10 protein-coding genes are annotated in these 11,253 nt (G+C 53.4%); 3 read left to right on the plus strand and 7 right to left on the minus strand.

What is annotated here, in order from left to right; genetic code table 11:
- Nucleotides 1-36: 36 nt before the first annotated feature.
- A complete protein-coding gene (gene groES / locus CRO05_RS00155; protein WP_090883385.1) occupies nucleotides 37-327 on the minus strand; it encodes a co-chaperone GroES in 291 nt (96 codons plus the stop codon).
- Between the two features lie 158 nt (nucleotides 328-485).
- On the opposite strand from groES, the gene bioA reads away from it, so the two are divergent.
- Together bioA and dacB are read left to right on the plus strand one after the other, a co-directional pair.
- Nucleotides 486-1,796, plus strand: a complete 1,311-nt coding sequence (gene bioA, locus CRO05_RS00160) for an adenosylmethionine--8-amino-7-oxononanoate transaminase (protein ID WP_097065303.1) — start codon at nucleotides 486-488, stop codon at nucleotides 1,794-1,796.
- 119 nt (nucleotides 1,797-1,915) lie between these two features.
- On the plus strand, nucleotides 1,916-3,517 hold the full coding sequence (gene dacB, locus CRO05_RS00165; RefSeq protein WP_097065304.1) for a D-alanyl-D-alanine carboxypeptidase/D-alanyl-D-alanine-endopeptidase: 1,602 nt from the start codon (nucleotides 1,916-1,918) through the stop codon (nucleotides 3,515-3,517).
- 241 nt (nucleotides 3,518-3,758) lie between these two features.
- On the opposite strand, the gene trpE is transcribed toward dacB, so the two are convergent.
- The 3 genes from trpE to rpe all read right to left on the minus strand — a co-directional run bounded on the left by trpE (nucleotide 3,759) and on the right by rpe (nucleotide 6,904).
- On the minus strand, nucleotides 3,759-5,237 hold the full coding sequence (trpE, locus tag CRO05_RS00170; RefSeq protein WP_097065305.1) for an anthranilate synthase component I: 1,479 nt from the start codon (nucleotides 5,235-5,237) through the stop codon (nucleotides 3,759-3,761).
- A gap of 140 nt (nucleotides 5,238-5,377) precedes the next feature.
- Nucleotides 5,378-6,061 (minus strand): phosphoglycolate phosphatase, encoded by a 684-nt coding sequence (locus CRO05_RS00175; RefSeq protein ID WP_097066565.1) that lies wholly within the window; start codon nucleotides 6,059-6,061, stop codon nucleotides 5,378-5,380.
- 159 nt (nucleotides 6,062-6,220) lie between these two features.
- Complete coding sequence (gene rpe, locus CRO05_RS00180; protein ID WP_097065306.1) at nucleotides 6,221-6,904, minus strand: ribulose-phosphate 3-epimerase; 684 nt, start codon at nucleotides 6,902-6,904, stop codon at nucleotides 6,221-6,223.
- 169 nt (nucleotides 6,905-7,073) lie between these two features.
- Here rpe and apaG point away from each other — a divergent pair, with 169 nt between their 5' ends.
- The gene (gene apaG / locus CRO05_RS00185; RefSeq protein ID WP_097066566.1) at nucleotides 7,074-7,457 is read left to right on the plus strand and encodes a Co2+/Mg2+ efflux protein ApaG; all 384 of its coding nucleotides are present in this window, start codon (nucleotides 7,074-7,076) and stop codon (nucleotides 7,455-7,457) included.
- Nucleotides 7,458-7,589: 132 nt separating this feature from the next.
- On the opposite strand, the gene der is transcribed toward apaG, so the two are convergent.
- From der to CRO05_RS00200, 3 genes are all read right to left on the minus strand, one after another.
- Nucleotides 7,590-8,990 carry a ribosome biogenesis GTPase Der gene (gene der / locus CRO05_RS00190; protein ID WP_097065307.1) on the minus strand — a complete coding sequence of 467 codons (1,401 nt, stop codon included), beginning with the start codon at nucleotides 8,988-8,990 and terminating at the stop codon, nucleotides 7,590-7,592.
- 136 nt (nucleotides 8,991-9,126) lie between these two features.
- Nucleotides 9,127-10,446, minus strand: a complete 1,320-nt coding sequence (gene bamB / locus CRO05_RS00195) for an outer membrane protein assembly factor BamB (RefSeq protein WP_097065308.1) — start codon at nucleotides 10,444-10,446, stop codon at nucleotides 9,127-9,129.
- 173 nt (nucleotides 10,447-10,619) lie between these two features.
- Nucleotides 10,620-11,246, minus strand: a complete 627-nt coding sequence (locus tag CRO05_RS00200; RefSeq protein ID WP_097065309.1) for a tetratricopeptide repeat protein — start codon at nucleotides 11,244-11,246, stop codon at nucleotides 10,620-10,622.
- Nucleotides 11,247-11,253: the final 7 nt, after the last annotated feature.

Consider the following 11,253-nt stretch of genomic DNA (forward strand, 5'->3'; position numbering starts at 1 on the left):
ATTTCCAGAAAATGTTGTGTAAGGTGTCGTTAAAAACTAACCTTCGATAACGCCCATGATGTCTTCCTCGCGCATCACCAGAAGCTCTTCTCCAGACACCTTCACGGCCTGTCCGGAATATTTGCCGAACAGAACTTTATCGCCGACTTTCACTTCCAGCGCACGGACATTGCCGTCGTCGCCGACCTTGCCCTTGCCTACAGCGATAATTTCGCCTTGATCGGGCTTCTCCGCGGCACTGTCGGGGATGACAATACCGGATGCGGTCTTGCGTTCTTCTTCCAGTCGCCTGACAATAACGCGGTCGTGTAAGGGACGAATCTGCATATTCTTTCTCCTGTTTTAAAAAATCAAAACGATGAAACCCAGCAGGAACCCACATTTAAATGTGGCTCTCTGGTTTCTCTACAAAATTGTTAGCACTCAACAGTGACGAGTGCTAACGAGTGCTAATAATAGGGGCTGTTGCGGGGAATTTCAAGTAGATGAGCAATAAATACTTATCTGAACGAAGCTTAAAATCAGTCTGGCATCCGTGCACACAGATGAAACAGCATGAGTTGCTGCCTCCCATTACGATCGTTCGGGGCAAAGGCGTATGGCTTTACGACTTCGACGACAGGCGCTACCTGGACGCTATCGGGTCCTGGTGGGTCAATCTGTTTGGCCATGCCAACCCACGGATCAATGCAGCCATTCGCGACCAGCTTGACAGGTTTGAACATATCATGCTGGCCGGGTTTACACATGAGCCGGTGGTGGAACTATCGGAACGCCTGAGCAGGCTGCTATCGAACAGGCTCGGTCATTGTTCATATAGCAGCGACGGCGCGTCCGCAGTGGAAACGGCGCTGAAAATGAGCTTTCAGTACTGGCACAACAGCGGTCGGCCAGAAAAAAATCGGTTTATCAGTTTGCAGCATGACTACCACGGAGAAACCGTGGGCGCGCTTTCGGTTACCGATGTGTCGCTGTTCAAGGATATTTATGCTCCGCTACTGCGCCCCAGCGCGCACGTTCTCACCCCGGACTGGCGTTATGCGCCGGAGGGAGAATCTGACAGGGATTATGCGCTTCGTGCCGCTACTGCGCTCGAAGCCTATCTACAGGAAAATCATGCCGTGACCGCGGCATTTATTGTGGAACCACTCGTGCAGGGCGCTGCCGGCATGGGGATGTATCATCCCGATTATCTCAAGCGTGCAAGGGAGCTGTGCGATAAGTACCAGGTACATCTGATCGCGGATGAAATCGCAGTTGGTTTTGGCAGAACCGGAACCATGTTTGCGTGCGAGCAGGCGAACATGGTTCCGGATTTTTTATGCCTCGGTAAAGGCTTGACTGCCGGTTACCTTCCCCTTTCCATGGTAATGACTACGGATGCGGTATTTGCGGCTTTTTATCATGATGAGGCTGCGCGCGCTTTTCTACATTCGCATACCCATGCGGGCAATGCACTGGCGTGCCGGGCTGCGCTCGCAACGCTCGATATCTTTGAACAAGATAATATTATTGATGCCAACCGCATCACAGCGAGTTATCTTAGCCAGGCGGCACATCCGATCGCATCTCATCCCAAGGTGAGAGACTTTCGTAACTGCGGAATGATCTGGGCATTCGAGGTCGAAACCTCCGATCCCGCTTTTTCCGGAAACTTCTTCCAAGCCGCTCTCAAGCAGGAGTTGTCGTTACGCCCACTGGGAAATACAGTCTATTTCATGCCGCCATATACCATTGATGAGCAGGAAATCGATTTGCTGATATCAGGAACCTTGCGGGTGGTGGACTCATGCTAGAAAGGAGATCCGCTGAATAATTCCTTCGCGGCCACAACGCTTACTGCGGGTCATTTTTCGGGCGCTGCCGGTGAAATCACCGGCAGCGCTATCATCGGAATAACCATGCGCGCTTTTTGATGGATTTCAGCATATCCGAGGCTGGCCCCGAGGTCGAGCGAGTCGGTCAGGCCGAACAGGTCGAACGAAACCGGCAGACTATAAATTTCAAATTGCTCAACCAAAAACTGGCCATCGCTCTTCGCACTGCTCTATGTTGTGCACTTGTCTTCTTGCCGATACCCGGGTTTTCGCATGATTTGCCCATGCCTGTGCGCGGGGCGCTCAAACAGGCGCGCATTCCCGAGTCTTCTACCGGTATTTATGTTCATGAGATTGGTGCAGCCCAACCACTGCTAGCCGTTAATGCAGACGTGTCGATGAATCCGGCATCAGTAATGAAGCTTGTCACGACATTTGCCGGCTTGGAGCTGCTGGGGCCAGCATATACCTGGAAAACCGAAGTATACGCTGACGGCATAATGCAGGACGATGCGCTGCAAGGTAACCTGATAATCAAGGGCTACGGCGATCCCAGGCTGAATCTTGAAAATTTCTGGTTGCTCACGCGGCGCCTGCGCCAGACCGGATTGCGCGAAATTGCGGGAGACCTCGTGCTGGATAGCAGCCATTTTGATTTGCCCAACGGCGACCCGGCTGCATTCGACGGTAAGCCCCATCGTTCCTACAACGTGCCTCCCGAAGCATTGCTGGTGAACTATCGGACTCTGGCGCTACGGCTCCTTCCTCAACCTGGAAGCAAAACGGTTCGAATCGTGGTCGACCCGCTGCCTTCGTCATTGGACCTCAAGAATAGTTTGCTGCTTACCAACACCCGATGCAGTGAATGGCGCGACGCGCTCGCTCCCGACATTCGCACCGATAACAGGAACGGCCGAGCTTCAGTTGTGCTCAAAGGCAGTTATTCCATCGATTGCGGTGAAAAAACTTTATTTCTCAGCGTGCATGATGCAGCCAGCTATACCGCCCGGCTGTTCAGGCAACTGTGGGAGGAGCAAGGTGGAATATTTCACGGCAACGTACGCAGTGGGGCAGCGCCAGAAGGACTAGCTCCATTGGAGATCCACCAATCCCCTCCACTTTCAGACATTGTTCGCGACATTAATAAATTCAGTAACAACACTGCTGCCCGACAACTATACCTTGCGTTGGGCCTGACTAACGGCATCGCCGCTGCCCACGCTAAGGGTGGAATCATCAGCACAGGCAGTGGCGCGGCTAATAGTGAGAGCAAGCCGCGCGCCACCCTTCTCCAGTCGGACATCGCGATCCGAACATGGCTCGCGTCCAGAGGGATGAGTTTCCCTGAACTTATCCTCGAAAACGGCTCAGGCTTATCGCGCAACGAGCGCATCAGCACTCACCATCTGGGAGCGCTTCTACTCGCCGCATTTGAAAGTTCCGTCATGCCGGAGTTCATATCCTCGTTGCCGATCGCCGCGGTGGACGGAACCATGAAGAAACGGCTAAACGGCAGTGCTACCGCAGGGCAGGCGCATATTAAAACCGGTTTGCTGGAGGGTGTGAAAACCATGGCAGGATACGTGCTTACTAAATCGGGTAGGCGCGTAGTTGTGGTTTTCTTCGTCAATCATCCAAAAGCGGGAAATGCCCAACCGGCAATGGATGCATTGCTTGACTGGGTTTATGAATGGCCGTAATAGGCGTTGGAGAATTTCTGATCTGAGCCGCAGGGGGCGACCAACATGAGTGGGGCTTCATTCTGCTACCGTGATTGCTTGCAATAGACGCAAGCACTCAAGCCGATTCAATAGTCAGCAGAGATTAGCATACGCTCCACGTTTTTTATTGTAATCGCGACCAGATGGCAACCAATTTGATTAGATTTGGTAGGCGAGCACATACACCCATCGAGTGGATAAGGCACTGACGGATTGGTCTCTACTCGATCCTGCTGTCCAGTCCGCTTTCGGCTATTTCCGCCGCTCGCAACAGCGCTTTAGCCTTGTTTTGTGTCTCTATCCACTCGCTCTGCGGCACGGAATCGGCAACAATACCGGCGCCTGCCTGTACGTGTAATGTGCCCTCCTTGATGATACCCGTGCGAATGGCGATGGCCAGATCCATATCCCCATTGAATCCCAGATAGCCGACTGCGCCGGCATAAACGCCGCGCTTGGAGACTTCCAGTTCATCGATAATTTCCATCGCCCGTACTTTGGGTGCACCACTGACGGTACCTGCGGGAAAGGTAGCCCGCAGCACATCCATCGCATTCAGGCCGGGTTTGAGTTTGCCCTCCACATTGGAAACGATGTGCATGACGTGGGAATAGCGTTCGATCTGCATGTTTTCAGTAACCTTCACCGTGCCAGTCTGCGCAACACGTCCCACATCGTTGCGCCCAAGATCCATTAGCATGACATGCTCTGCACGTTCTTTCGGATCGGCCAGCAGATCGGCCGCCAGCGCTACGTCTTCCGGTACGGTTTTTCCGCGAGGGCGAGTGCCTGCGATAGGTCTTACCGTTACCGTCTCGCCCTCGAGCCGCACCAGAATTTCAGGCGATGCACCAACGACGTGAAAACCACCGAGGTCGTAATAAAACATATAGGGAGAAGGATTGAGGCTGCGCAGTGCACGGTACAGCGCCAGTGACGAGGCGCTATAGGGCTTGCTGGTCCGCTGCGACAGCACTACCTGCATGATGTCGCCATCGAAAATATATTGCTTGGCACGCTCCACCGCCGCAATAAAATCTGTCTCGCTGAATTCCGAAACAGCTCCACCCGATTTACAGGGTGCTTCAACCGGGATCTCCACAGGTCTGCGCAAGTTAGCAAGCAGTTCTTTCAAGCGGGCACTGGCGGTGAGATATGCACCCGCTTTGCCGGGATCGGCATAAACGATGAGGTAGAGTTTGCCGGAAAGGTTATCTACCACTGCCAGCTCTTCGGTTAGCAACAGCAGTATGTCAGGTGTATCGAGCTTATCAGGATGGGCATTTCGACGGGTAGCTAGCTTGCGTTCCATGTATCGAACGGTGTCATAGGCGAAGTACCCTGCAAGGCCGCCGCAGAAGCGTGGTAAGCCAGGATATGGCGCCGCCCTGAAGCGCGACAGATACGATTCGATGAAAGCCAGCGGATCAACGGATTCGATCTCTTGCCGTTCCATGCCGCCGCTAAGACTGATATGGTTGCCGCGTGCCTCTATGCGGGTAGTGGCAGGCAAGCCGATAAACGAGTAGCGACCGAAGCGTTCGCCACCCTGCACCGATTCCAGCAGATACGAATACGGCTGGTTGGCAAGTTTCAGATAAACTGATAGAGGGGTATCGAGATCGGCAAAGGTTTCCAGGACCAGAGGGATCCGATTATATCCCTGTGCCGCAAGGGCATTGAATTCGGCATCGGTCATGATTTAACTCCGAAAAAAACAAAAAAGAAGAAGACCACAGCGCGGTGAGCTTAAGTATTAGCCACGCCAACATCCAAAGCCCTGACGCTCGGGGCGGCAGGCTTTGGCTGCGCATCTTCCAATTTTCGTTTTTTTATTGATCATGACAGTTTTTGGATCAGTTTCGTTGCCTCGTAAAGCGATGAAACGATGGCGTCACAATCAAGTTCCCGCACATCCCGCCCTTCGTTGTAACCATATGGTACGCAAAAGACACGGCAACCCGCAGCGCGTGCTGCCTGGGCATCGTTCAAGGAATCGCCGATCAGCAACATTTCGCTGGGCTCAATCCCGAACTGTTTGCAGGCATGAAGCAAAGGCATAGGATCGGGTTTCTTCTTCGGCAGGCTATCGCCCGAAAGGACAACATCGAAAAAGCCCAGCAACCCTGTAGCACGAAGCAGCGGCAGGGTAAAAGCCTCTGCCTTGTTGGTAACGCATGCCAGGCGAAAACCGTGCTCGCGCAGTGCCTTCAAGCCCTCCAGCACCCCTGGATAGGGCCGCGTATCAATACACAGCGTTTTCGCGTAATCGCGCTCATATATTGGCATCGCTCTATTGAACAATTCCGTATCGGGCTCGCCATCCATACTGCCTGTAAGCGAGCGCTTCACCATTCTCTCTATGCCCTTGCCGATGTAGGATTGAATGGTTTCCGGCGGAAGCTCCGCCCTTCCCAGCTCTCTTAACATCATATTCGCAGCTGCCGCCAGATCATGCGCCGTATCAAGAAGCGTACCGTCCAGGTCGATCATCACGGCTTTGATCAGTAGGGGAAATTCCATTTCGGTCGCGGAGGCATCCGTAACCGGGGAAAGACTTTTGTTCACGTCGTATTGTCCCTTATAGGGGATGTGGTTGGAATGGAATAAAGCCGCGATAATGAATGAATGCTCGCAAATCCGGCTTTACTGGCGTCATTGGTTCAGTTGGTCTCAAACGGTTCAAACCTTTCCCAACTCTGAGCGCAAAGCTGCCAGTATTGTATCGTAGCGATGCGGATCGCTATCCTTACCCGCCCCATAAATAGCGGAACCCGCAACGAAAGTATCGGCTCCCGCGCGAGCGATTTCAGCGATATTATCCACTTTCACGCCTCCATCGATTTCCAGCAGGATATTCTTGCCCGTTTGGTCTATTCGCTTGCGCACCGCCTTGAGTTTCTCCAATGCCTCGGGAATGAACTGCTGTCCTCCAAAACCGGGATTCACTGACATTATCAGTACCAGATCCAGCTTTTCCAGCACATGGTCGAGATAATTCAAGGGTGTCCCAGGGTTGAACACCAGGCCGGCTTTGCAGCCTTGCTCCTTGATGAGCCCAATAGTGCGATCGATATGCCGGGATGCCTCCGGATGAAAGGAAATGATGTTGGCGCCAGCCTTGGCGAAGTCTGGAATAATACGATCCACTGGCTCAACCATCAGATGCACGTCGATAACAGCGTCCGTCAGGGGCCGGATCGCATCGCACACCAGCGGACCAATAGTGAGATTGGGTACGTAGTGATTATCCATCACATCAAAGTGAATAAAATCCGCACCGGAATCGATAACTGCAGTAATTTCCTCCCCCAGCTTGGCAAAGTTTGCGGAAAGAATGCTCGGAGCGATGCGATAATTAGCCATGAAGGGCTTCCTTGTGATCAAAAAACTCGATTTTAACCGTAATTCAGGACTTCGCGCCAACAGCTTTGCTAGGAAAGAGATACCTTTCCTCCATTTTTTGAACTTGTGATTGCTAATTTATGAATACCCACCCTTGCCGTGAACTGGAAAATAGTGTGCAATGTTGACTATGCCTGAAGAAAAAAAATACGAGATTGCTGTAAAGGTGCATACGACCTATCTTCCGGATCAGTCGGACGAAGCGCTTGATCGTTATGTATTCGCTTATACCATCGTCCTCTCCAATGTCGGCACCGTTCCGGCACAGCTTATCAGCCGCCATTGGATTATTGCGGATGGGGGCGGCGGTATACAGGAAGTGCGGGGCTTGGGAGTAGTTGGTGAGCAGCCGCTGCTAAAACCTGGCGACAGCTTTGAATATACAAGCGGCACCGCCATTTCCACGCCAGTGGGGTCAATGAAAGGCAGTTACCAGATGGTTGCTGAAGATGGTCTTCGCTTCGATGCCGCTATTCCGGAATTTATTTTGAGCGTGCCGAGGATATTGCATTAGGCAACTGTGGATTCCCCTCGCTCATCTTGACTGCACCTTTATGCGGAGGTCCGAGTCCTGGCGACCAATCAGTACCACCCTACTTCTTCAACGGTCCTACTTCTTCGAGACTTATTTTCAGCTGATTTACGGTTAGCCATACTTTTTTCGACCGTATCGTCGGCGCCGATGAGCCCGCTTTGCTTCAGCTTCGCTAAGAGGCGCTGGACTTTTCCCTGCGTAAGGGTTGCGTCCCGTCCTGAATTCAACCCGTAATGGCGTGCCCTCGAGCTGGAAGGTTTCGCGAAACGTATTTTCGAGATAGCGCCGATAGGTTGGAGGCACATGGTCAAGGGCGCTGCCATGAATCACGATCAAAGGCGGGTTAGTGCCGCCCTGGTGAGCATACCGCAGTTTGGGACGGGACATACCTGAACGCGGCGGCTGCTGCTTCTCCACTGCCGCCATCAGGGTCCGCGTGAGTTTGGGGGTGGAGAGATTTGCTGTCGCGGCCGTATAGGCGCCGTCAATCGACGGAAGCAACCCTTTTATGCCAGTACCGCGCAGGGCCGATATGTAGTGGAATTTGGCAAAATTGAGCAGAAAAGGCAGCTTCCGAGCGATCTCCCTTTTTATGATATCGCGCTGATAATCATCCAGGCCGTCCCACTTGTTTACTGCCAGCACGAGTGCACGCCCCGCCTCCAAAATGAAGCCGGCGATGTGTGCATCCTGGTCCGAAATTTCGCTGCTCGCATCCAGCACCAGTACGACCACGTTGGCGTCCTCCACCGCTTGCAGAGTCTTCACCACCGAAAATTTTTCTATTGTCTCCAGCACCTTGCCTCGACGGCGCAAACCGGCAGTATCGATCAGCGTGTACCTGCGGCCGTTGCGGTCGAAATCAATATAGATGCTGTTGCGGGTGGTGCCTGGCTGATCAAAGGCGATTACACGCTCCTCTCCAAGCAGCGTATTTACCAGCGTCGATTTGCCGACGTTGGGCCGTCCCACGATCGCAATTTTTGGATGCTTGTCTTTTGTTTCGTCTTCCTGTGGTTGAGGAAAATCCTGTAGCGCTAACTCCGCCAATTCATTCACGTTGTCGCCATGCACGGCGGAAATCGCGCAAGGTTCGCCCAAACCCAGTTCGTGAAATTCAGCGGTAACGACGGAAGACGGCATGCCTTCGGTCTTGTTTACCACCAGTATGATCTTGCGGCCCGTCTTGCGCAGCTGTTCCGCGATGATCTTATCTTGCGACGCCAGACCTGTTCTGCCATCAACGATGAAAAGCACCATGTCAGCCTCGTCGACCGCCTGTCGCGTCTGCTTGGCCATCTCGTGCAGAATACCTTCCGTCACCGTTGGCTCGAAACCGCCGGTATCCACCACCAGATAGGGCTTATCCCCCAGCCTGCCATGCCCGTAATGGCGATCTCGCGTCAGTCCCGGAATATCGGCCACGATTGCATCGCGGCTGCGGGTCAAACGGTTGAACAGCGTTGATTTTCCGACATTGGGCCGCCCTACCAGTACGAGGGTGGGTTTCATGATCTAGGGTTCTTTTTTAAAACGTCAATCCTTCGGCACGGAAGGAGAAATGTAATGCTTTGCCGATTTTTTGCAGCAATGGATGAAGTATTGCCGATTTTTTGCAGCAGTGGATGAATTTCCCGAATTTTGCCGGTTACATGCTAAATGCATAGACTCCGCCCTTTCTGGTTTGCACCACCGCGAAACCGCTGGGAAGAGGCACCGGACGGGTAACGATGGCGCTCTCGTCGGTGGCGGATCGGGCAATAATGGCGCCGTTATCATTCCGGATGATGTTGACATACCCTTGGGAATCTCCCACTACTATGCGAGAATCTTGAATAAGCGGCGGAGACAATCTGAGTCCATTGAGCAGATCTTGCGTCCAGATGCTGCTTCCATCCTTTTTATCGTAAGCCAGCATCGCGCCTCGATCCTCGCTTACGTAAAGGTAATTTTTATCCATGGCCAAGCCGGCGTTGCTTGATACCTCGCGTGTCCATATCTGGTTACCGGTAGCAATTTCAAAGCAGGCCACACGTCCCTGATAAGCTACGGCGCATACCTGCTGTTCATCCATCACCGGTAAACTGGTAATATCCGCGAGCCGCTCCAGTTCCGTCGGACCTCGCGGTCGCGCTACCGCTGCCTCCCAGGCGGCGTTGCCATTGGACATGTTTATCGCTACCAGCTTTCCCCCGGGAAAACCAGCGTACACCTTATCATCCGCGATCAAAACACCGGCAAAACTCCGCACCGTAAGCGATGGAGTGGCGCCCTGATAAATCCACTTGCGCTTGCCGTCTTTCGCGTCCAGGCAAAAAATTCTACCGTCTCCACTGCGAACCACTACCATGCCGTTTGCAGCCTGCGGCGGACTTAATACCTCGCTGGATACCAACGCCGTCCATAAAGGGTCGCCAGTTTTCTCATCGAATGCCAGAACCTCACCTCTGAAGGTTCCAACCAGCAACATGCCCTCACCCCTGCCGATGCCGCCCGACAGTCGGTGCTTGGTATCGACAATGCCGAATTCCTTGCCTGATGCGGGATCAAAACGCACCATACGCCCATCCATGCCTGCCGCATACACCGCATCCGCGCCCAACACTGGCACAAATATGGCGGCCTGTCCTTCTTCAACCTCGTTCCGCCACAGTAGCCGGGCCGGAGGAATTACCGCCAATTGGGCAATCTGCTCGGGAGTCAGTTCAACACGTCCGCCACCGAACATATCGGTGACGCCCGACACGTCGATATCGGCCAGGCTGCGTGCCACATCGCGCACCATATCTACCATGCCTGCACATCCGGAGAGTATGAACGACGACGCCAGCAGCAAAGCATGCCGGCGAATCGAGCCGGCATTCCCGGGAATACCCTGGGTCGATCCGCCATGGGATTCGGCGCAGGGGGCTGCGGTCTCACGTGGAAGCAGGGATTTGTTCGGAGACGCGGGCTTGCCTGCAGGCATGTTCCAATTCACAATGAAAGGAGACTACTGAGAAAGATTAGTGCGGTTAATGACCATTTTCAGCCATTCAGGCCCTGAGCAGGTCGGAATGTACAATCGCCCCAGCGCGCCGCCCTCGAGCGCCGAGCGGGGTATATTCGGCCTTCTCTATCGAAAATTCGTTAGCTGATGTTTCACAAGGCGTCCAGTTTTATTTGAACGATATTGTGATAGGTACCTTTCCCGCCCATCTTGGCGAGTGCCATTTGATAAGCAGCGCGCGCCTCTGTCACTTTGCCCGCAGCAGTCAGCACATCGCCCTTGAGATCGGCATACAGGCCGTCAAACGATTCGCCGTGTCTGGTTTCCAGCATGCGCAGCGCTTCATCATATTTCTTTTCATCCAGCAATACCGCGGCCAGATGCAGACGAACGAGGTCTTTCAGTTCGTCTTCCTTCGAATTATCCAGCACCCACTGCAGACGGCCTTTTGCGGTTTGCAAATCCCCTGCATCAAGGCTGGCTCGGGCCGAAATCAGCGCTGCGCGTGAGGCGTAGCCGCTCCCGGAAAAACCTTCCATGAGCAGACCAGCGGCATCGCTGATCTTCTTGGGATCTCCACCTCCCTGGACCTGCAACAGCGAGTCATACAATTCCGCTGCCTGTTCGACCTGCTGTCTCTGGTAATAATTCCAGGCTTGAGTACCCCCTATACCGGTGACAAAAGCCGCTATAACGACAATCACCAGCGTGCCATATGTGCTCCACCAGGATTTCAGTTCCTCTATGTTTTCTTGCTCTTCCGGATTGTAGGCTGCCATTTAGCTT

This window comes from Nitrosovibrio sp. Nv4 (assembly GCF_900215485.1).
Lineage (GTDB): Bacteria > Pseudomonadota > Gammaproteobacteria > Burkholderiales > Nitrosomonadaceae > Nitrosospira.